Annotated in this window: 18 protein-coding genes and 1 tRNA gene; 11 read left to right on the forward strand and 8 right to left on the reverse strand. The window is 57.8% G+C overall.

The window, feature by feature from the left end; genetic code table 11:
• Positions 1–176: 176 nt before the first annotated feature.
• The 3 genes from EDC30_RS17765 to EDC30_RS17775 all read right to left on the reverse strand — a co-directional run bounded on the left by EDC30_RS17765 (position 177) and on the right by EDC30_RS17775 (position 2,124).
• Entirely contained in the window at positions 177–959 is a 783-nt protein-coding gene (locus EDC30_RS17765) for an N-acetylmuramoyl-L-alanine amidase (RefSeq protein WP_132260207.1), read from the reverse strand.
• Positions 960–1,198: 239 nt separating this feature from the next.
• Positions 1,199–1,275, reverse strand: a tRNA-Pro gene (locus EDC30_RS17770).
• A gap of 144 nt (positions 1,276–1,419) precedes the next feature.
• Positions 1,420–2,124: a pirin family protein gene (locus EDC30_RS17775; protein WP_132260208.1), complete on the reverse strand. Its 705-nt coding sequence runs from the start codon at positions 2,122–2,124 to the stop codon at positions 1,420–1,422.
• A 154-nt stretch (positions 2,125–2,278) separates the two neighbouring features.
• Between EDC30_RS17775 and EDC30_RS17780 the strand changes: the two genes are divergently transcribed.
• Positions 2,279–3,409 carry a M14 family metallopeptidase gene (locus EDC30_RS17780; RefSeq protein WP_132260209.1) on the forward strand — a complete coding sequence of 377 codons (1,131 nt, stop codon included), beginning with the start codon at positions 2,279–2,281 and terminating at the stop codon, positions 3,407–3,409.
• 38 nt (positions 3,410–3,447) lie between these two features.
• Here EDC30_RS17780 and EDC30_RS17785 read toward each other — a convergent pair whose 3' ends face one another.
• The 5 genes from EDC30_RS17785 to EDC30_RS17805 all read right to left on the reverse strand — a co-directional run bounded on the left by EDC30_RS17785 (position 3,448) and on the right by EDC30_RS17805 (position 10,283).
• Positions 3,448–4,671: a DUF2863 family protein gene (locus EDC30_RS17785; RefSeq protein ID WP_132260210.1), complete on the reverse strand. Its 1,224-nt coding sequence runs from the start codon at positions 4,669–4,671 to the stop codon at positions 3,448–3,450.
• Positions 4,672–4,852: 181 nt separating this feature from the next.
• Complete coding sequence (acnA, locus tag EDC30_RS17790) at positions 4,853–7,564, reverse strand: aconitate hydratase AcnA (protein ID WP_132260211.1); 2,712 nt, start codon at positions 7,562–7,564, stop codon at positions 4,853–4,855.
• Positions 7,565–7,713: 149 nt separating this feature from the next.
• Positions 7,714–8,169, reverse strand: a complete 456-nt coding sequence (locus tag EDC30_RS17795; protein ID WP_132260212.1) for a hypothetical protein — start codon at positions 8,167–8,169, stop codon at positions 7,714–7,716.
• Between the two features lie 63 nt (positions 8,170–8,232).
• Positions 8,233–9,204: an HpcH/HpaI aldolase/citrate lyase family protein gene (locus tag EDC30_RS17800; protein ID WP_132260213.1), complete on the reverse strand. Its 972-nt coding sequence runs from the start codon at positions 9,202–9,204 to the stop codon at positions 8,233–8,235.
• Between the two features lie 89 nt (positions 9,205–9,293).
• Positions 9,294–10,283, reverse strand: coding sequence for a malate dehydrogenase (locus tag EDC30_RS17805; protein ID WP_132260214.1), 990 nt, complete (start codon positions 10,281–10,283; stop codon positions 9,294–9,296).
• Positions 10,284–10,565: 282 nt separating this feature from the next.
• Between EDC30_RS17805 and EDC30_RS17810 the strand changes: the two genes are divergently transcribed.
• The 10 genes from EDC30_RS17810 to lpdA all read left to right on the forward strand — a co-directional run bounded on the left by EDC30_RS17810 (position 10,566) and on the right by lpdA (position 22,364).
• On the forward strand, positions 10,566–11,357 hold the full coding sequence (locus tag EDC30_RS17810) for a GntR family transcriptional regulator (protein WP_132260215.1): 792 nt from the start codon (positions 10,566–10,568) through the stop codon (positions 11,355–11,357).
• Between the two features lie 105 nt (positions 11,358–11,462).
• Positions 11,463–11,873, forward strand: coding sequence for a succinate dehydrogenase, cytochrome b556 subunit (sdhC, locus tag EDC30_RS17815; RefSeq protein WP_132260216.1), 411 nt, complete (start codon positions 11,463–11,465; stop codon positions 11,871–11,873).
• A gap of 3 nt (positions 11,874–11,876) precedes the next feature.
• Positions 11,877–12,245 (forward strand): succinate dehydrogenase, hydrophobic membrane anchor protein, encoded by a 369-nt coding sequence (sdhD, locus tag EDC30_RS17820; protein ID WP_132260217.1) that lies wholly within the window; start codon positions 11,877–11,879, stop codon positions 12,243–12,245.
• A 2-nt stretch (positions 12,246–12,247) separates the two neighbouring features.
• Positions 12,248–14,026: a succinate dehydrogenase flavoprotein subunit gene (gene sdhA / locus EDC30_RS17825; protein ID WP_132260218.1), complete on the forward strand. Its 1,779-nt coding sequence runs from the start codon at positions 12,248–12,250 to the stop codon at positions 14,024–14,026.
• 13 nt (positions 14,027–14,039) lie between these two features.
• Complete coding sequence (locus EDC30_RS17830; protein ID WP_132260219.1) at positions 14,040–14,750, forward strand: succinate dehydrogenase iron-sulfur subunit; 711 nt, start codon at positions 14,040–14,042, stop codon at positions 14,748–14,750.
• Between the two features lie 22 nt (positions 14,751–14,772).
• Positions 14,773–15,042: an FAD assembly factor SdhE gene (locus EDC30_RS17835; protein ID WP_132260220.1), complete on the forward strand. Its 270-nt coding sequence runs from the start codon at positions 14,773–14,775 to the stop codon at positions 15,040–15,042.
• A gap of 84 nt (positions 15,043–15,126) precedes the next feature.
• Positions 15,127–16,440 (forward strand): citrate synthase, encoded by a 1,314-nt coding sequence (gltA, locus tag EDC30_RS17840; protein ID WP_132260221.1) that lies wholly within the window; start codon positions 15,127–15,129, stop codon positions 16,438–16,440.
• A gap of 259 nt (positions 16,441–16,699) precedes the next feature.
• Positions 16,700–19,555, forward strand: coding sequence for a 2-oxoglutarate dehydrogenase E1 component (locus tag EDC30_RS17845; protein ID WP_132260222.1), 2,856 nt, complete (start codon positions 16,700–16,702; stop codon positions 19,553–19,555).
• 60 nt (positions 19,556–19,615) lie between these two features.
• The gene (odhB, locus tag EDC30_RS17850) at positions 19,616–20,860 is read left to right on the forward strand and encodes a 2-oxoglutarate dehydrogenase complex dihydrolipoyllysine-residue succinyltransferase (RefSeq protein ID WP_132260223.1); all 1,245 of its coding nucleotides are present in this window, start codon (positions 19,616–19,618) and stop codon (positions 20,858–20,860) included.
• A gap of 76 nt (positions 20,861–20,936) precedes the next feature.
• Positions 20,937–22,364, forward strand: a complete 1,428-nt coding sequence (lpdA, locus tag EDC30_RS17855; RefSeq protein ID WP_132260224.1) for a dihydrolipoyl dehydrogenase — start codon at positions 20,937–20,939, stop codon at positions 22,362–22,364.
• The last annotated feature ends 24 nt before the right edge of the window (positions 22,365–22,388 follow it).

The following is a 22,388-nucleotide window of genomic DNA, read 5'->3' on the forward strand; positions in this document are numbered from 1 at the left end:
CTCACCACACTCCCTCACTCACCCTCACCGCACCTTCCTTACCAGCGGTCCACCCCCCTCCCTGTACGATGGGCCAGGCCTCTCCCGCCTTTAATGCATATCAAAGTCTTATAGGGCGAAGGATACCGGCTGCATGGGACATAAGACTCATATTTGCTGTCTTATGCGCCTGATTGTTATCTGACTGCTGCTGGAATTGAGTCAAGTGGAAGAACTGGCTGTGTCGGAATAGCCTTTTGTTGCAAAAGGCAGTAAGCGAGAGATTTTTCTTCTTCGTCAGTTAAGGGTGATTCGCTACGGACATAGTGCAATCGGAAAGCACTTCGGGATGCTTCTGGTGTGCTTGGGTCGTATCCGAGCGCTTGTAGTGCGAGTTGCAGGTCGAAGTCTGTTGGTGCAGGAGGAAAGGGACGGTCGCACCACAAGCCGAAGCCATACTGCGCCAGTCTCTGCCAGGGGAAAAAGATACTTGGGTCGTTTTTGCGTGTCGGGGCCACATCAGCATGGCCGATGAAATTTGCAGCGGGTATCTTGTGGCGTGTGCGGAGGTCGTCCAGCAGCGCAAGCAGACTCGAAATCTGTGGTTCGGCAAAGGGTTCATTTCCATTATTGTCGAGCTCGATGCCGATCGAAGCCGAATTAATATCCGTTTGCCCTCCCCACCATGATTTGCCAGCGTGCCAGGCTCGGGCATTTTCTTCCACGAGTTGAATGATCCTGCCATCGCGTGCGATCAAAAAATGAGAACTGACTGCGCGGACTGGCGTAGTCAACGTTTGCAATGCCCGCTCCGCAGTGTCATTGGTCGTATGATGAAGTATTACCAGGTTAGGCCGACGCTGATCAAAGTTCGGGGACTTTACCAAGCTCACCGGTATTGATGTATCGGGTTTGAAAGGCGCGCAACCAATGACTGTCGCTGTCAATGTTCCCAGCAAAAGCAGACGTGAAAGTGTCATGTTAAGGCTTTCATGAATGTCGCCAAATTGAGGGCCGCGTATTAGCGGTTAAGACGAATTTTGCGCATCAAGCTATACCATCATTGCTCGTTATTATGTAGGTGAGCGCGTGCTTTGAGCTTTATGCGGCTTGTTTGCAATATATCCCATACGTCTTCAGATTAAGCTTGGCGTCTTAAATATTCGCTCGGAAAAAGAAAAAGCCGGTCAATGAAAACTCACTGACCGGCTTGAATCTCTGGTCGGGGCGAGAGGATTCGAACCTCCGACCACCTGCACCCCATGCAGGTACGCTACCAGGCTGCGCTACGCCCCGACGAAGGCGAAATTATAACAGAGGTCTGCATAATGTTGCCATGTCATGATTGATCACTGGCAAAGACGAGGGATTTTATTCGTTGGCTGGATCGCTCTAATTTTGCGAATGATGCGAGGCCATTCATTGGGTGCCAACTAATATTTATTGGTCAGGTAAATCAAACAGCAGGATATCAGCAGTCTGCGCATTAGCGAATGCGAGTTCTGCTTCTTCGCATATTCTGACGCCGTCGCCAGCTTGTAAGCCTATGCCATTGATGACGACGCTGCCCCGTGCCACATGAATATATGCCTTGCGTGCCGAATCCAGCTGCCAGTTCAGGGTTCGTTCACTGTTCAGGAGTGCGCTGTACAAGCGCACGTCCTGCTGGATGCGCAATGAACCGTTGGCGCCGTCGGGAGATACGATCAACCGAAAATTATCTTGTTTTTCCGCATCTGCGAAATGCGTTTGTTGATAGCTTGGCGCGATGCCAGCTCGATCCGGTATGATCCAAATTTGCAGAAAATGTACCGGCGATATAGTCGATGCGTTGAATTCGCTATGGGCGATGCCGGTTCCCGCTTCCATGAGTTGTACGTCGCCGGGGCGGATCACGGAACCGGTGCCGAGCGTATCCTTGTGCTGAAGTTCGCCTTCAAGGACATAGGAAATAATTTCCATATCGCGATGCGAATGCGTAGGAAAGCCTGCGCCCGGCGCGACGGTATCGTCGTTGATAACGCGTAGCGGTCCCCAACCCATATGGCCAGGGTCGTAATAATCGCTGAAAGAAAACGTATGGTAACTGTCCAGCCAATCGATTTGCGAATGGCCGCGCTGATTTGCTTTTCTGAGCTGGAACATGACGATCTCCTTACTGCGCGATAGGGATAGGCCGCTTGTTTCTACGTCTTCTTTATTCTAAGGCACTGAGCTCGGAGCATGAAGTAAAAGCAGCAGAGCATTTGTGCTGCATAATGAATCTCCAAGGACGTTTTTATTTATCAGGAATAATCCCATGCCGATCAAGATCAGCCAGCAATTCGACGCCGGTGCTATTGAAGTCATCAAGGCAGATCGTGCCGATGTCATCGAGCTGAATCTGCGCAAAGATTCTCACGCCGATTTCATGCAATGGTTCCATTTCCGCCTTCAGGGCGCGGAAGGGCAGGACTGCGTCATGCACATTCGAAACGCCTCGGAAGCGACGTATCCGCAAGGGTGGGAACACTATCAGGCGGTCGCAAGTTATGACCTTGAGAAATGGTTTCGTGTGCCGACCAGCTACGATGGCAAGGAGCTGACGATCCGCCACAAGCCTGTTTCCGATAGCGTCTATTACGCTTATTTCGAGCCGTATTCATGGGAACGCCATCTGCGCTTGCTGGGCTATATTGCCGCGTCGCCGAAGGCGAAGGTGCTTGATCTCGGCAGCACGATCGATGGAAGGGATTTCAACCTCGCAGTCATCGGCAATCCGGCATCTGCCTGCAAGGTCTGGATCATTTCGCGCCAACATCCGGGTGAATCCATGGCGGAATGGTTTGTGGAAGGTTTGGTGCAGGCATTGCTCGATCACGCCAATCCGTTTGCGCGGCGCTTGCTTCAGCAGGCGGTGTTTTACATCGTGCCGAACATGAATCCCGACGGATCGGTGCGCGGCAACCTGCGCACCAATGCTGCCGGCGCCAATTTGAACCGGGAGTGGATGTCTCCCAGCATGGAAGCCAGTCCTGAAGTGTTTCTGGTAAAAGCCAAGATGCATGAGACCGGCTGCGACCTCTTCCTCGATATTCACGGCGATGAGGCTTTACCGTACGTCTTTGTCGCCGGTTGCGAGATGCTCGAGGATTTCACGCCGCAGCAGGCTGCCGAGCAGCAGGCGTTTATCGAGGAATTCCAGCGTGCCAGCCCGGATTTTCAAACCAGGATAGGGTATGAGCCGGGCAAGTACCAGGCTGACATGCTGAAGCTGGCATCGAAGTACGTCGGCCATGCCTTCAAGTGCGTATCCCTGACGCTGGAAATGCCCTTCAAGGACAATGCGGACTTGCCTGATCCGGAAGTAGGCTGGAACGGCGCGCGCAGCGCCTTGCTTGGACAAGCCATGCTGCAGCCGATTTGGCGGCACGTGAGCCGGCCGCGATAAGTTTACAGGTGGACAGGCGGGTGGTAGGCCGGCCCGAATCAATGCAGGTGGGACGGGGCCTGCGATGCTTCTTCAGGCATTTCTGCGTGCACCAGTTCGCCTTCCAGATCGCAGTAAAGTGGAGCGCCGCAATCGTCGCAGAATTCCATCGGAAAGAGTTCCTCATGCCGCTTGATATGCACCACGCCGGCTTCACGCAACAAACCGATGATCTGCTGGATGGGCATGCGCGGCGTGTCGGTATCCGTCGAATCGGCTACGACTTCCGATGCATCTTCTTCGCCGTATAGCGGCCAGACCAGTCCATATATCACGTCAGTATTGGGACGCAGCACAAAGCTGATACGGTATTCATCAATTCGGCCTTCTCCTTGCGGATCGATAAATCCGCCGACCACCGCGCTGAGTTCCTCAGGTCCGATATTCAGGGTATGGGTCAGATAATGCACCGCGGCCTTCACCGAGGCCGGGCGGATTTCCTTATCAGCAGTGCGGCAGGAGATGAAATAGGCGTCCGGCAGCAGCAGTTCGATGCCGCAACCCGGCAACAGGCGTTCTACGCTCGGCTTGCCCTGCGCCTGCCATTGTTCCAGGGCGGCGGAACGTTCGGCGGGATTAGCTGCCTCCTGCCAGCGAAACAATGGAGCCCCGAGGGGAGCGACGACCACGGCCAGCAGGTAGCGCGTATCGGCAAGGAAGGGTGCGGTTTCCGGCAAGGTGGCCGGGGAGCGCAGCGGTGTCCTGGCCAGTGCAGCCTGCGCCATGCGGTGCGTCAGCGCAAAGGTGTCGGCATGCGTCTTGGGTAATTGGTCGATCGAATACAGCAGCGGCGCCATCGCCAGTTGCGTATCGGCTGCCAGCACGTGGGCCTGCAATTGCGCGGACAAGGTCAATTGGAGATCGGCGGAGAACGGTCCGGAGGCAATCGCGAAGCGGGTCCACGCAAGAATCGGGCCGGCAATCAGCAAGGCCTGGTACTGCTTGCCGTCGTGTTCGACGATGCAGGACTCGCTGACGGCTTCGACGCTGTCCATCAATGCTTCATACGCTTCCGACTTGCTCTTGAAAAGCTGGTCGAGCGCGGCATCGATATCGGCTTGGTGACCCAGGCGCAAAGCCTTGTGCAGCAGCGTATCCAATTCACGCTCCCAGGAGCGTTCCTCGACCCGACTGGATGCCTGAATAATTGCCTTCGACAGCGCGATCATGCGTTGGCTATCGGCGGAAAGTCTGGCTGATGATCCTTTGAACGAGCGGCGCATGGCAGATAGTTTGGCAAGAAAAAGCGGTGGAGTGGCAAAGCTACAGGACGCCACAATAATGGCGACATTGTATCGATATTCGCAAGAAGTTGTGGCTTACGGGTAAAAGAAAACGGGACCGGCGATGCCGGCCCCGTTTATTTGTGCCGGCATCACGAATGCCGGCTTTGCACAGGTTAGCTTAGGCTGCGAGCAGCTGACGCAGAACGAACGGCAGGATGCCGCCGTGCTTGTAGTAGTCCACTTCGATCGGGGTGTCGATACGCAGCAGGACCTTGACTTCCTGCTTTTGGCCATCGGCACGGTTGATCACGAGGGTAACTTGCTGCTGCGGCTTGATGTCGTCTTCGATGCCCTTGAGGTCGAAGGTTTCGTTGCCGGTGATGCCGAGCGATTGCACGCTGTCGTCACCCAGGAACTGCAGCGGCAGCACGCCCATGCCGACCAGGTTGGAGCGGTGGATACGCTCGAAGGAACGGGCTACGACAGCCTTCACGCCCAGCAGCTGGGTGCCTTTGGCGGCCCAGTCGCGCGAGGAACCGGTACCGTACTCTTCGCCGCCGAAGATCATGGTCGGCACGCCGTCGTTGATGTACTGCATGGCGGCGTCATAGATCGACATTTCCTGGCCGGTCGGCTGGTGAATGGTGATGCCGCCTTCGACGCGCGAACCGTCCGGCTTGGCTGGGATCATCAGGTTCTTGATGCGCACATTGGCAAAGGTGCCGCGCATCATGACTTCATGGTTGCCGCGGCGCGAGCCATAGCTGTTGAAGTCGGCCTTCTGCACGCCGTTCTCCAGCAGCCACTTGCCTGCAGGGGAAGTTTCCTTGATCGAGCCGGCCGGGGAGATGTGGTCGGTGGTAATCGAGTCGCCGAATACGCCCAGCGCACGTGCGCCGGTGATGCCGGTGGCTGCCGCCTTCGGTTCCATGTCGAAGTCTTCGAAGAATGGCGGCTCGGCGATGTAGGTCGATTTCGGCCAGTCGTAGACTTCACCCTTGGCGACGCCCTTGATGTCTTCCCACAGCTTGCCCGGCTTGCTCTTGACCTGCTCGTAGTTTTCCTTGAAGGTCTTGGCGTTCATCGCGTACTTCATGAGCTTTTCGATTTCTCGTGAGGTCGGCCAGATGTCGCCCAGGAAGATATCTTTGCCGCCCTTGCCCTTGCCGACCGGTTCGGTCATCAGGTCACGGGTGACGTTGCCGGCGATGGCGTATGCGACGACCAGCGGCGGCGAAGCCAGGAAGTTCGAGCGGATGTTCGGGTGGATACGCGCTTCGAAGTTACGGTTGCCAGAGAGGACCGCCGCGGCCACGATGTCGTTCTTGACGATCGCTTCGTTCAGCGGCGCGGTCAGGTCGCCGGCGTTACCGATACAGGTGGTGCAGCCGTAAGCGGTGACACCGAAGCCCAGCTTTTCCAGGTATGGCAGGAGGCCGGCAGCTTCCAGATACTTGGTAACCACGCGCGACCCTGGCGCCAGGGAGGTCTTGATGTGCGGCGCAACCTTCAAGCCGGCTTCGACAGCCTTCTTGGCCAGGAGGCCGGCAGCCAGCAGTACGCTCGGGTTGGAAGTGTTGGTGCAGGAAGTGATGGCGGCGATCAGCACGTCGCCGCTCTTGACCTTGACGCCGTCCGAGGTTTCGTATTGAGCTTCGAGGTCTTCCGCCTTCTTGTTGAAACCGTTCTCAGAAACAGGCTTGGAGAACAGTTCGGTGAACGTCGACTTGACGTTGCCGATTTCGATACGGTCTTGCGGACGCTTCGGACCGGCCAGGGAAGGAGCAACGGTGCCCAGATCGAGGGTAACGACGTTGGTGTAATCGATCTCGCCGACTTTCGGGATGCCGAACATCTTCTGGGCCTTGAAGTAACCCTCGAAAGCGTCGATTTCTGCCTTGCTGCGGCCGGTGCCCTTGAAGTATTCGACGGTGGCGTCGTCGACCGGGAAGAAGCCCATGGTGGCGCCATATTCCGGTGCCATGTTGGCGATGGTGGCGCGGTCGGTCAGCGACAACGATTCGGTGCCTTCGCCGAAGAATTCGACGAACTTGCCGACGACCTTTTCCTTGCGCAGCATTTCGGTAATGGTCAGCACCAGGTCGGTCGCGGTAACACCTTCGCGCAGCGCGCCGGTCAGGTTCACGCCGATCACGTCCGGGGTCAGGAAGTAAACCGGCTGGCCCAACATGCCGGCTTCAGCTTCGATTCCGCCGACGCCCCAGCCGACCACGCCGATACCGTTGATCATGGTGGTGTGGGAATCGGTACCGACCAGGGTATCCGGGTAGTAGATCTTGCCATCCTTGTGTACGCCGCGTGCCAAGTATTCGAGGTTCACTTGGTGAACGATACCGAAACCAGGAGGCACGACGCCAAAGGTGTCGAACGCCTGCATGCCCCACTTCATGAACTGGTAGCGCTCGTTGTTGCGCTGGAATTCCAGCTTCATGTTCAGGTCCAGAGCCTTCTTCTCGCGGAAGTGGTCGATCTGCACGGAGTGGTCGACAACCAGATCCACCGGGACAAGCGGCTCGATGTTTTTCGGATTCTTGCCATTCTTGGAGGCGACGCCGCGCATGGCAGCCAGGTCGGCCAGCAGAGGCACGCCAGTGAAGTCTTGCAGCACAACGCGCGCGACGACGAATGGGATTTCGTCGGTGCGGGCAGCTTTCGGAGCCCAGTTCGCGAGCTGTTTCACATGTTCTTCGGTCACTTTTTTACCGTCGCAATTGCGCAGCACCGATTCCAGCACGATACGGATCGATACCGGCAGACGCGCGATATCCACGCCGAGCTTTTTGCCCAGCGCGGGAAGCGAATAGAACTGACCTTTCTTGGAACCCGAGATCGGGAATTCCTTGAGCGTGTTCAGTGTGTTGCGGGACATGGCCTCTCCTTAGATATGACAAGACAACTGCTAACGGGTTTTTGCTTCGCACTTGCTTGCGGCCGGGATGCTTTCACATCCCGGCCGCGAATTACAGCATTATATTTTTTTATCAACAACTTGAGCGAGGTATCAACGCTTTATGCATCTCATCCCTGGCTCATTTGTTCCGCCGATTTGCATTCATTGGCCAGTTGGCGTCCATGTTTCGAGTCGAGCAGCATCGCCTTGGCCGGGATGCCGATGAATACCAGACCGCGCTTCGGATGCTCGAGACGCTCGGCACCGCTTTCAGTCTGAATACGCTTCATGCGGGTAATCTTGTTACCCCAGCGCAGCGCGACGTTTTCCGGATCGGTCGGATTACGAAATACCGTAATCTTGGCACCGCCGGCGCAGTCATATTCGGTCACTGTCGAGCCGGTCACATCCGCATCGGCTTCATCAGCGTCTTCGGTTTTCTTTGTAGCTTTCTTCTTGGTCTCAGCTTTCTTTGCCGAGCTCTTTGCTGCCTTTTTCGGGGCAGTCGAGCCGGTTTCCGCCATGACCGGCGATGCCGCCAGCGCAATCGTTGCCGCCATCACGACGGATAAAAATTTCAACATAACTTTGTCTCCTGAGGAGTGCGTTTAATGGTCCCTGATGCGAAAGGTTATGCCCGAATATTGTTATAGCAGGGCGGCCGCCGCATCGGGCAACGGCATGCCGCCTAATTTCGCGCGCTGCAGAATGGTCCAGTAGTAACGGTAGCTGGCTCGGTCGTGCAGCTTGCCGTGGTGCTGAATCGGACCCCATTGCACAGCCTGTGCTTCGGTCAGGATCTGCGCCGCTTCATTGACCTCGGAACTGCGTGGCGTCATGGCCTTGATGATCGGTTTGATCTGATCCGGATGGATGCTCCACATGCGGGTATAGCCGCATTCGGCCGCAGCGCGTGTCGCATCGCTGGCAACGACGGAAGTATCCTTGATTTCGGTGGTGACGCTATGCGACGGGACTTTGCCATGCGCATGGCAGGCGGCGGCGATTTCCAGCTTGGCGCGCAAGACCAGAGGATGGGTGAACTGGCCGGGACTGCGCATGGCGTTGCCCGGGATGGCGCCGTAATGGGCCGACACGAAATCCATGATGCCGAAAGAGAGGGATTCGACCTGGGGTAGGGCGGCAATGGCATGCACGTCGGCCAGCGCGCCATGCGTCTCGATCAGCACGTGCACCGGCAGCTTGGCGCGGCCATGAGCCTTGGCGATCTTGTCGATGACTGTGAGGGCGCGCTTGACGTCCTTGAGATTCTCCGCCTTCGGCAGCATCAGGTAGGCAAGACGCGATGCTGCAGCTTCGCAGATCAGCGTGACGTCCTGTTCGAAAAACTCGCTGCCGATATCGTGCACGCGTGCGCCGATGCGGCCAAATCGATTCTCGTCCGATGCGATCAGTGCACCGACAAGTTGTGCATGGGCTTTCTCGTTGCCGGCTGCGGCGCCGTCTTCGCAGTCGAAGGTAATGTCGAACAGCGGTCCAATTTCTTGTTGCAGGGCAAGCGATTTGCGCATCAGCTTTTCGGAGCCGGCGTAATGATCACAGACCGGTAGGGTGACCGGCTGGGTCTTGTCCTGGAATAAGACTTCGGAAGGATGCATGTGCAGCTTTGCTAGTAAATTATTTTCATGTCCCTAATGTGTAAGCGGGAGGCACATTGCTGTGTGCCTCCCGCTTGTTCATCGCTGAATTAGCCGACGAGGTGCTTGACGCCGTCGCGCTCTTCCTGCAGTTCCTTCAGGGTCAGGTTGATGCGCTCTTGCGAGAACGCGTCGATCTGCAGGCCCTGGACGATCTTGTATTCGCCGTTTTCGGTGGTTACCGGGAAGCCGAACACCATGCCTTCCGGGATGCCGTAGGAACCGTCGGACGGGATACCCATGGTGGTCCACTTGCCGTTGGTGCCGAGGACCCAGTCATGCACGTGGTCGATGGCGGCGTTGGCAGCCGAAGCAGCCGACGACAGACCGCGCGCTTCGATGATGGCGGCGCCGCGCTTGCCGACGGTCGGCAGATAGACATCCTTGGTCCAGGCCTGGTCGTTCACCAGTTCCTTGGCCGGCTTGCCGTCGATCAGGGCATTGGTGAAGTCGGCGTACATGGTCGGCGAGTGGTTGCCCCACACGCACAGCTTCTCGATCGAAGTGATCGGCTTGCCGACCTTCTGTGCCAGTTGGGTCAGGGCGCGGTTGTGGTCCAGACGCAGCATCGCGGTGAAGTTCTTGGCCGGCAGGTTCGGCGCCGATTTCATGGCGATGTAGGCATTGGTGTTGGCCGGATTGCCGACAACCAGAACCTTGACGTTGCGCGAAGCGACGGCGTCCAGCGCCTTGCCTTGCACGGTGAAGATCTGGGCATTGGCTTCCAGCAGGTCCTTGCGTTCCATGCCTGGGCCGCGCGGACGGGCGCCAACCAGCAGGGCGACGTCAGCGTCTTTGAATGCGGTCATCGGATCGCTGTGCGCGGTCATGCCGGCCAGCAGCGGGAATGCGCAATCGTCGAGTTCCATCATCACGCCCTTGAGTGCCTTCTGGGCTTTTTCGTCAGGGATTTCGAGCAGTTGCAGGATGACCGGCTGGTCTTTGCCGAGCATGTCGCCATTGGCGATGCGGAACAGCAGGGAATAACCGATTTGGCCAGCGGCGCCGGTAACGGCGACGCGCATGGGGGCTTTAGCCATGTTGACTCTCCAAAGTGGGTGATGAAAAGGGTGCGGTGTCGATTTGTAAAGAACCCCGCAATAATACTGCCGAAAGCAAGTCAAGTCAGCCAATTCGGCTCACGCGCTGTAAAAACTGCGCTGAACCCGTTTGGCCTCGCTGAATTTGCGCAAGGTAAATATTTCACGCGAGTTTAGGCTGTGTGTAACAGGCTGTCAATGATCATCTTATATCTTATATAAGACATATCAGTAGCATTTTTTGCTAGACGGCAAAGGGTGATTTGTGGTGAAATCGGGGGCATGAGTTCTGTCCTGTCCAATTTGAATAATGGCAGTGCGCCTGGCGCAGGGGCAGGAGCTTCCGCATCCGGGCCATCGCCCACCTTTAGTCCTCTGTATCAGCAGATCAAGGCGCTGATCACGCAAAGTCTTCAGTCCGGCGAATGGAAGCCGGGCGAATTAATTCCTAGTGAAGTCGAACTGGCCGCCCGTTTCAAGGTGAGTCAGGGAACCGTCCGCAAGGCGATCGATGAGCTTGCGCAGGAAAATCTGGTCGTGCGCCGCCAGGGCAAGGGCACATTTGTCGCGACCCATCATGAAGTGCGTGCGCAATTCCGCTTTTTGCGATTGATGCCGGATGAAGGGGAGCCGCACAGTGCAGATAATCGCGTTATTGATGTCAAACGCTTGCGAGCGCCTGCCGAAGTGGCGCGCCTGCTGGAAATGAAATCCGGCGATCCGATGATTTTCATCAAGCGCGTGCAATCATTTGATGGCGTGCCCACTATTCTCGAAGAGTTATGGTTGCCGGGTGTGCTGTTCAAGGGACTGACCGCGGAACGCCTGATTGAATACAAGGGGCCGATGTACGGCTTGTTCGAGACTGAGTTCGGCACGCGTATGATCCGTGCAACCGAGCAGTTGCGTGCCGTATGTGCAGACGAGCATGCCGCGCAGTTATTGGAAATCGCGCAGGGTACTCCGTTGCTGAGCGTGGAGCGCGTATCGTTTACCTATGGCGATAAGCCGGTAGAGGTGCGGCGTTGCCTGTATTTGACGACGACGCACCATTATCAAAATGAGTTGAGCTAGAGCGCGGCAGGAAAAAAAATTGCCCGCGAGCTACAATAGATGGTTGGTATGCTTCGCAAAAATAAGCGAAAATTACGAAATTGTTACAAGTGAGAGGCCTTTCAAATGTCTGAACCGGAAAAAAACAACCGACGGCAATTTGGTCGGATGACCTTTGCCCAAGCAATCAGTTACCGATTGCCGCTTGCGGCCAAGGTATCGATCCTGCACAGGGGGAGCGGCTTGCTGCTCGTTGTCCTGTTGCCCTTTGTGCTCTATCTGCTCGACCAGAGCCTGACGTCGGAGATTTCCTTCGACTATATGAAGGGTTTCGCGTCACATGGCTTCGTGAAGCTGGTGATTCTGGCGATGGCCTGGGCATATCTGCATCACTTCTGCGCCGGTATCCGTCACTTGTTCATGGACTTTCACGTTGGCGTCACCAAGGAAGCCGGCCGTAAGTCTTCGGCCGTCGTGCTGGTAGTCAGCCTGGTTCTGACTGCTCTGGTTGCGTTGAAACTGTTTGGAGCATTTTAAAAAATGGCAAATAACAATATCGGACCGCGGCGCCTGGTAGTCGGTGCCCATTACGGCCTGCGGGACTGGATGGCGCAGCGCGTCACCGCCATCATCATGGGTCTTTATACCCTGATTCTGCTGCTGTGCTTTTTGACCGGTTCGCGCTTCAGCTATGAAGGCTGGGCTGGTCTGTTCGCCCATCAGTGGTTCAAGATCGCGACTTTCGTCACCTTCCTGTCTTTGTTCTATCACGCCTGGGTCGGCATGCGCAACATTCTGATGGACTATGTCACCAAGTCCGTTGCGCTGCGCCTCGTATTGCAAGTTGCCACCATCGCGTGGCTGATTGGTTGTGCCGGTTGGGCGGCGCAGATTATCTGGAGAGCTTAACCGTGGCAGCAATCAAATCCACCATTCCAACCCGTCGTTTTGATGCAGTGATCGTCGGCGCCGGCGGTTCCGGCATGCGCGCTTCGCTGCAACTGGCTGAAGCCGGCCTGAACGTTGCCGTGCTGTCGAAAGTCTTTCCGACCCGTTCGCATACCGTCGCTGCCCAGGGTGGCATCGGCGCTTCGCTGGGCAACATGGCCGAGGACAACTGGTTCTGGCACATGTTCGACACCGTCAAGGGCGGCGATTACCTGGGCGACCAGGATGCCATCGAATTCATGTGCCGCGAAGCGCCGCACGTGGTGTACGAACTCGAGCACTTCGGCATGCCGTTCGACCGTAATGCCGACGGCACCATTTATCAGCGTCCGTTCGGCGGCCACACCGCCAACTTCGGCGAGAAGCCGGTGCAGCGCGCCTGCGCCGCCGCCGACCGTACTGGTCACGCGCTGCTGCATACGCTGTACCAGCGTAACGTACGCGCCAAGACCCACTTCTTCGTCGAATGGATGGCGATCGACCTGATTCGTGACGCCGATGGCGATATCCTCGGCGTGGTTGCCCTGGAACTGGAAACCGGCGACGTCATGATGCTGCAGGCAAAGACCACCATCTTCGCCACCGGCGGTGCCGGCCGTATCTTTGCCGCTTCCACGAACGCCTTCATCAACACCGGTGACGGCATCGGCATGGCGGCCCGCGCGGGCCTGCCGATCGAAGACATGGAATTCTGGCAGTTTCACCCGACCGGCGTGTCCGGCGCGGGCGTGCTGATCACCGAGGGCGTGCGCGGCGAAGGCGGTATCCTGCTGAACTCCAACGGCGAACGCTTCATGGAGCGCTATGCGCCGACCCTGAAGGACCTGGCACCGCGTGACTTCGTTTCGCGTTCGATGGACCAGGAAATCAAGGAAGGTCGCGGCTGCGGTCCGAACAAGGATCACGTGCTGCTGGATCTGCGTCACATCGGCGCCGACACCATCCGCAAGCGCTTGCCGTCGATTCTGGAAATCGGCCACAAGTTTGCCAACGTCGATGCGACCAAGGAACCGATCCCTGTCGTGCCGACCATTCACTATCAGATGGGCGGCATCCCGACCAACATCCACGGTCAGGTCGTCGCGCCGAAAAACGGCAACCCCAACGAAGTGGTCAACGGCCTGTATGCCATCGGCGAATGCTCGTGCGTCTCGGTGCACGGCGCCAACCGCCTGGGCACCAACTCGTTGCTCGACCTCGTGGTGTTCGGCCGCGCCGCCGGCAACCATATCGTCGCCAGCAAGCTGCAGGACAAGGCTCACAAGCCGCTGCCGGCCGATGCCGCCGACCTCGCGCTGTCGCGCCTGAGCCATCTGGAAAACAGCACAGGCGGCGAGCGTGTGCAGGATGTCGCCAACGCGATCCGTTCGACCATGCAGAAGTACTGCGGCGTGTTTCGCACCGATGAGCTGCTGCAGGCCGGCGTCCAGGAAATCCTGAAGCTGGACGAGCGTCGCAAGCATGTCTCGTTCAAGGATAAGTCGAAGGTGTTCAACACCGCGCGCATGGAAGCGCTAGAACTCGATAACCTGATCGAAACCGCCAAGGCAACCATCATCTCCGCTGCAGCCCGCAAGGAATCGCGCGGCGCCCACGCCCATCGCGATTACGAAAAGCGTGACGACGAAAACTGGATGAAGCACACCCTGTGGTACTCGGAAGGCAACCGTCTGGATTACAAGCCGGTCGTCACCAAGCCGCTGACGGTGGAAACCTTCAAGCCCAAGGCTCGCACGTTCTAAGGATTAGAAAATTATGGCACGTACTCTGAAATTCCAAATCTACCGCTACGATCCGGACAAGGATGCCAAGCCTTACATGCAGGACTTGACGGTCGAGCTGAAGGACACCGACAAGATGCTGCTGGACGCGCTCCAGCGCATCAAGTCCGACGTCGACGATTCCCTGGCGCTGCGCCGCTCCTGCCGCGAAGGCGTGTGCGGTTCCGACGCCATGAACATCAACGGCAAGAACGGCCTGGCTTGCACCACCAACCTGAACGAGCTGACCGAGCCGATCGTGCTGCGTCCGCTGCCGGGCCTGCCGGTCATCCGCGACCTGATCGTCGACATGACCCAGTTCTTCAAGCAGTACCACTCGATCAAGCCTTACCTGATCAACGAGCAGATTCCGCCCGAAAAAGAGCGCCTGCAGTCGCCCGCCGAGCGCGAAGAGCTCGATGGCCTGTATGAGTGCATCCTGTGCGCATGCTGCTCGACTTCCTGCCCGTCGTTCTGGTGGAATCCGGACAAGTTCGTCGGCCCGGCCGGCCTGCTGCAAGCCTACCGCTTCATCGCCGACAGCCGCGACGAAGCCACCAATGACCGTCTGGACAACCTGCAGGATCCGTACCGCCTGTTCCGCTGCCACACGATCATGAATTGCGTCGACGTTTGCCCGAAGGGTCTGAACCCGACCAAGGCGATCGGCAAGATCAAAGAACTGATGGTGCGCCGCGCCGTTTAATGCAATACGAAAGCGTGATGACATGTCAATGAGCCATCAATCCGACCCGATCAAACGCGCCCGCCTGCGCTGGCGCGCACGTCGCGGCTTGCTGGAAAACGACCTGATCATCACGCGTTTCCTGGATGCGCATGAAACCACCCTGACGGATGAAGAGGTGGATGCGTTTTCCCGCCTGATGGAGCTGGCAGACAGCGAGCTGATGGATTTGCTCCTGTCGCGCAAGGAACCGGAAGGCGAAGTGGATTTGCCGCACGTGCATGCCTTGCTGGCGCGTCTTCGTGCAGCCTGACTCCCATCCCATTAGTAGTATCTGCAGTTACGTTTCTTATTTTAACAACCGCCTCACCCCCCAAGGTGATTTGAAGGAAGAGCCATGACCAACTCTGAAACTAAAGCCACGCTGTCGTTTTCCGACGGATCCCCCTCGCTTGAACTCCCTATCTACAAGGGCACTGTTGGTCCTGACGTAATCGACATTCGCAAACTGTATGGCGCGACGGGCAAGTTCACCTATGACCCGGGCTTCATGTCGACCGCCGCCTGCAATTCCTCGATCACCTACATCGATGGCGACAAGGGCGAGCTGCTGTATCGCGGCTACCCGATCGAGCAACTGGCCGTCAACTGCGACTTCCTGGAAACCTGCTACCTGCTGCTGAACGGCGAACTGCCGAACCAGGCGCAGAAGGATGAATTCGTCGCTACCGTCACCAAGCACACCATGGTGCACGAGCAGATGCAATTCTTCTTCCGTGGCTTCCGCCGCGACGCCCACCCGATGGCCGTGCTGGTCGGTACCGTCGGCGCGCTGTCGTCGTTCTACCATGATTCGCTGGACATCTCCGACAAGCATCATCGCGACGTGTCGGCCATCCGCCTGATCGCCAAGCTGCCGACCCTGGTCGCCATGGCATACAAATATTCGATCGGCCAGCCGTTCGTGTATCCGCGCAATGACCTGTCGTACAGCGCCAACTTCATGCGCATGATGTTCTCCAACCCGTGCGAAGACTATAAGGTCAACGACGTGCTGGTGCGCGCACTTGACCGCATCCTGATCTTGCACGCCGATCACGAGCAAAATGCGTCGACCTCGACCGTGCGTCTGGCCGGCTCCTCCGGCGCCAACCCGTTCGCCTGTATCGCTGCCGGTATCGCCTGCCTGTGGGGCCCGGCTCACGGCGGCGCCAACGAAGCAGCGCTGCAAATGCTGGAAGATATCCAGAAGCAGGGCGGCGTCGAGCGCATCGGCGAATTTATCGCCAAGGTCAAGGACAAGAACTCCGGCGTCAAGCTGATGGGCTTCGGTCACCGCGTCTACAAGAACTACGACCCGCGCGCCAAGCTGATGCGTGAAACCTGCTACGAAGTGCTGAACGAACTGGGTCTGCACGACGACCCGCTGTTCAAGCTGGCCATGGCCTTGGAAAAGATCGCCCTGGAAGACGAATATTTCGTGTCCCGCAAGCTGTACCCGAACGTCGACTTCTACTCGGGTATCGTTCAGCGCGCTCTGGGTATCCCGGTTTCGCTGTTCACCGGTATCTTCGCAATGGCCCGTACCGTCGGCTGGATCGCCCAGTGGAACGAAATGATCTCCGATCCGGAACAGAAGATCGGCCGTCCGCGTCAGCTGTTCGTCGGTTCGCCGACCCGCGAAGTGCCTCCAATGTCCAAGCGCGGTTAATTATCGGACAAGGCCATCAAGAAAGCGGATCTTCGGATCCGCTTTTTTATTGTCTTATTTATTGCCACAAGGCATTTCGGCTGCTGAAACAAATCACCGAGATATGATATGCTTCAGCAGTTGATAAATTCAGGTCATTCCCAGAATACAGCCCTTCCCCCCACAACTTGATGTGCAATCCGCTAACCGGTCAGGCCGTGTCGCGGAAGGTTGACTAAACCCGCTAATCATTCGCGAAACGCGAAGAAAGGTGAGCAGTATGATGCAGCAGTACCGTTCCAACTCTTATCTGTTTGGAGGTAACGCGCCGTACATTGAAGAATTGTACGAGGCCTACCTCAATAATCCTGGTTCCGTCCCCGATAACTGGCGCGCCTATTTTGATGCGATGCAGCATGTGCCTGCCGTCGATGGCTCGGACAAGCCCGACGTTGCCCATGCTCCTGTAATTGCGTCGTTCGCCGAGCGCGCCAAGCAAGGGCCGATCCGCACCGTTACTGCGACTGCCGATGCCGAAATGGGCCGCAAGCGTGTCGGTGCCACTCAGTTGATCGCATCCTATCGTTTCCTGGGTAACCGCTGGGCCAATCTGGACCCTCTGCAGCGCCAGGAACGTCCGGCCATTCAAGAGTTGGATCCGAGCTTCTACGGCTTCACCGATGCCGACATGGACACCGTGTTCAATGTCAGCAACACTTATTTCGGCACTGAAAACGCTTCTTTGCGCGATCTGCTCAATGCGCTGCGCGATACTTATTGCCGTTCGATCGGCGCCGAATTCATGTATATCAGCGACCCGGCGCAAAAGCGCTGGCTGCAGGAGAAGCTGGAATCGGTACGCTCCACCCCGAATTTTTCGCCTGAAAAGAAGCGCCACATCCTCGAGCGCCTGACTGCGGCAGAAGGCCTGGAGCGCTATCTGCATACCAAGTATGTCGGCCAGAAGCGATTCTCGCTGGAAGGTGGCGAGAGCTTCATCGCTTCCATGGATGAAGCCATCCAGCGCGCCGGTTCCAAGGGCGTGCAGGAAATCGTCATTGGCATGGCCCACCGCGGCCGCTTAAACGTGCTGGTCAACATTCTGGGCAAGACACCGAAGGACCTGTTCTCCGAATTCGAACACACCGCGACCGAAGACTTGCCGGCAGGTGACGTCAAGTACCACCAAGGCTTCTCGTCCGACGTGACTTCGCCGGGTGGCCCGATCCACCTGTCGCTGGCCTTTAACCCATCGCACCTGGAAATCGTCAATCCGGTGGTGGAGGGCTCGGCCAAGGCACGCATGGTGCGTCGTGGCGACAAGGATGGCTCGCAAGTGCTGCCGATCCTGGTGCATGGCGACGCGGCATTCGCCGGCCAAGGCGTGGTGATGGAAACCTTGAACCTGGCACAAACCCGCGGCTACGGCACGGGCGGCACGCTGCATATCGTCATCAACAACCAGATCGGCTTCACCACTTCGGATCCGCGCGACACCCGCTCGACGACTTACTGCTCGGACGTCGTCAAGATGATCGAAGCGCCGGTTCTGCACGTCAATGGCGACGATCCGGAAGCCGTGGTGCTGGCAACCCAGATTGCGCTGGATTACCGAATGGAATTCAAGAAGGATATCGTTGTCGATATCGTCTGCTTCCGCAAACTGGGCCACAACGAGCAAGATACGCCGGCACTGACCCAGCCGCTGATGTACAAGAAGATCGGTAAGCATCCGGGTACCCGCAAGGTGTACGCCGACAAGCTGGTGACCCAGGGCGTGCTGCCGGCTGATGCTCCGGATGCGCTGGTGGCGGAATACCGCGCCGCGATGGATGCCGGTAAACATACCGTGGATCCGGTCATTTCCAACTACAAGAGCCAGTACGCAGTCGACTGGATGCCGTTCCTGAACCGCAAGTGGACCGATGCCGCCGATACCGCAGTTCCCGTCGCGGAATTGCAGCGCCTGGCTTCGCGCATCACCACTGTGCCGGAAGGCTTCAAGGTGCATCCGCTGGTCGAGAAAGTATTGGCGGACCGTGCTGCCATGGGCCGCGGCGAGATCAATCTCGACTGGGGCATGGGCGAACACTTGGCCTTCGCCTCCCTGGTGTCGTCGGGCTATGCCGTGCGCATCACCGGCCAGGATGCCGGCCGCGGCACCTTTACCCACCGTCACGCCGTATTGCATGACCAGAATCGCGAAAAGTGGGATGCCGGCAGCTATATCCCGCTGCAGAACGTCGCCGACAACCAGGCGCGTTTCCTGGTGATCGACTCCGTGCTGTCGGAAGAGGCAGTCCTGGGCTTCGAGTACGGTTATTCGACCGCCGAGCCGAACACCCTGACCATCTGGGAAGCGCAGTTCGGTGACTTCGTCAACGGTGCGCAAGTGGTGATCGACCAGTTCATCAGCTCCGGTGAAGTGAAGTGGGGTCGTGCTTCCGGCCTCGTGATGATGCTGCCGCATGGCTATGAAGGCCAGGGCCCGGAGCATTCCTCGGCTCGTCCGGAACGCTTCCTGCAATTGTGCGCAGACAACAACATGCAAGTGGTGCAGCCGACTACCGCCGCACAGATTTTCCATCTGCTGCGTCGCCAGATGATCCGCCTATTCAGGAAGCCATTGGTGATCCTGACACCGAAGTCGCTGTTGCGTAACAAGGATGCCGGTTCGCCGCTGCTTGACTTGGCCAAGGGCAGTTTCCAGACCGTGATCGGCGAAGTCGACGAGAAAATCGATGCCAAGAAAGTCAAGCGCGTCATCGCCTGCTCCGGCAAGGTGTACTACGACTTGGTCAATACCCGCAAGGAACGCGGCGCGAACGATGTTGCCATTATCCGTATCGAACAGCTGTATCCGTTCCCGCATAAGGCCTTTGCCGCTGAATTGAAGAAATTCCCGGCCATGACCGAACTGGTGTGGGCGCAGGACGAACCGCAAAACCAAGGTGCGTGGTTCCAGATTCAGCACAACATCTTTGAAAACATCGAAGAAGGCCAGAAGCTTGCATATGCAGGTCGTCCGGCCAGCGCATCGCCCGCTGTCGGTTACTACGACAAGCACTATGCGCAACAGAAGGCATTGCTGGATCAGGCATTCGCTAAATTGAAGGGCTTTGTCCTGACTAAATAACACCTCGGCGGCGCGTCAGAAACTGGCGCGCCGTTTGAACAACCCGAAACGGAGAGTTACATGGCTATTATTGAAGTAAAAGTTCCGCAGCTGTCGGAATCCGTCGCTGAAGCGACCCTGCTGCAGTGGCATAAGAAAGTCGGAGAAGCCGTTGCCCGCGACGAAAACCTGATTGATGTCGAGACCGACAAGGTCGTGCTGGAATTGCCGGCCCCTGCCGCTGGCGTGCTGGTTAGCATTGTCAAGGGCGACGGTTCGACCGTGGTCGCCGATGAAGTAATCGCTACCATCGATACTGAAGCGACTGCATCCGCCGGCGCTCCGGCAGCCGCCGCGCCCGCTGCCGCCGCTCCGGCTCCTGCCGCAACTCCTGCTGCCGCAGCACCCGCAGCTCCGTCCGCCGGCGCGATCGCCATGCCGGCTGCTGCCAAGATGCTGGCTGACAATCAGCTGTCGGCTGCGCAAGTCGCTGGCACCGGCAAGGATGGCCGCATCACCAAGGGCGACGTCATCGGCGCCCTGGAAAACAAAGCTGCCCCTCCCGCTGTTGCCGCCAAGCCGGCTCTGCAGCAAGTCGCCGCCCCGGTCAACCTGGATCTGGGCGACCGTCCGGAACAGCGCGTGCCGATGAGCCGCTTGCGTGCCCGTATCGCCGAGCGCCTGCTGCAATCGCAAGCCACCAACGCGATCCTGACGACCTTCAACGAAGTCAACATGAAGCCGGTCATGGATCTGCGCAACAAGTACAAGGACAAGTTCGAGAAGGAACACGGCGTCAAGCTGGGTTTCATGTCCTTCTTCGTCAAGGCTGCCGTCGCTGCGCTGAAGAAGTACCCGATCCTGAATGCTTCGGTCGACGGCAATGACATCGTCTATCACGGCTATTTCGATATCGGTATCGCTGTCGGCTCGCCGCGCGGCCTGGTGGTGCCCATCCTGCGCAATGCCGACCAGATGTCGATCGCCGATATCGAGAAGAAGATTGGCGAGTTTGGCGCCAAGGCCAAGGATGGCAAGCTGAGCCTCGAAGAAATGTCCGGCGGTACCTTCTCGATCTCCAATGGCGGCGTGTTCGGTTCCATGCTGTCGACTCCGATCATCAACCCGCCGCAATCGGCCATCCTGGGCATCCATGCCACCAAGGATCGCGCCGTGGTCGAGAATGGCGAGATCGTCATTCGCCCGATGAACTACCTGGCCATGTCCTATGACCACCGTATCATCGACGGCCGCGAAGCCGTGCTCGGCCTGGTGGCAATGAAGGAAGCGTTGGAAGACCCGGCTCGTCTGCTGCTGGATCTGTAATCGAGTTGATGTAAGGCACGCGGCTTGTCGGCACTTTTGCCGCCGCGTGCCTTTTTCGTATGCAAGGAACAAAGCTATGTCTAAAGAATTTGATGTCGTCGTGATCGGTGCCGGTCCCGGCGGTTATGTTGCCGCCATCCGCGCTGCCCAACTGGGTTTCAAGACTGCCTGTATCGACGAGTGGAAGAATGAGAAGGGCGGCCCGGCACCTGGCGGCACTTGCACCAACGTCGGCTGCATTCCTTCCAAGGCGCTGCTGCAATCCTCGGAAAACTATGAGCATGCCGGCCACGCGTTTGCCGACCATGGCATCGAGGTCAAGGGCCTGAGCATCGATATCAAGAAGATGATCGCCCGTAAGGATAACGTCGTGAAGCAGAACAACGACGGCATCCTGTACCTGTTCAAGAAGAACAAGGTCACCTTCTTCCACGGCCGCGGCTCTTTCGAGAAGGCCGAGGGCGGTGTCTACAGCGTCAAGGTTGCCGGCGCTGCCGAAGAGACCATCACCGGCAAGCACGTCATCGTCGCCACCGGCTCGAACCCGCGCGCATTGCCGGGTGCAGCCTTCGATGAAAAACTGATCCTGTCAAATACCGGTGCGCTGGAAATCGACGCCGTGCCGAAGAAGCTGGGCGTGATCGGCGCCGGTGTCATCGGACTGGAAATGGGCAGCGTGTGGCGTCGCGTCGGTGCCGAAGTCACCGTGCTGGAAGCCATGCCGACCTTCCTCGGCGCAGTCGACGAACAAATCGCCAAGGAAGCGCAGAAGCTGCTGGCCAAGCAGGGTCTGAACATCAACCTGGGCGTGAAGATCGGCGCCATCACTGCCGGCAAGAAGGATGTGACGGTCGAGTACACCGATGCTTCCGGCAAGGAGCACAAGGATGTGTTCGATAAGCTGATCGTCTCGATCGGCCGCGTGCCGAACACGAACGGCCTGAATGCCGAAGCCGTCGGCCTGAAACTCGACGAGCGTGGTTTCATCGCCGTCGATGGCGATTGCAAGACCAGCCAGCCGAACGTCTGGGCGGTAGGTGACGTCGTGCGCGGCCCGATGCTGGCGCACAAGGCGGAAGAAGAGGGCGTGGCAGTCGCCGAGCGTATTGCCGGTCAGCATGGCCACGTGAATTTCAACACGATTCCATGGGTGATCTATACTTCTCCCGAGATTGCCTGGGTTGGCAAGACCGAGCAGCAATTGAAGGCGGAAGGCGTGCCTTACAAGGCCGGCACTTTCCCGTTCATGGCCAACGGTCGTGCCCGTGCGCTGGGCGATACGTCCGGCATGGTGAAATTCCTGGCCGACGCGAAGACCGATGAAATCCTCGGCGTGCACATGGTGGGACCGATGGTGTCCGAATTGATTTCGGAAGCCGTGGTCGCGATGGAATTCCGTGCTTCGTCGGAAGACATCGCCCGTATCTGCCACGCGCATCCGTCGCTGTCGGAATCGACCAAGGAAGCAGCGCTGGCAGTCGACAAGCGTTCGCTGAATTTCTAAGCGCGCTGACTGGTCGAATAGACA

The organism is Paucimonas lemoignei (assembly GCF_004342585.1).
GTDB classification, from domain to species: domain Bacteria; phylum Pseudomonadota; class Gammaproteobacteria; order Burkholderiales; family Burkholderiaceae_D; genus Paucimonas; species Paucimonas lemoignei.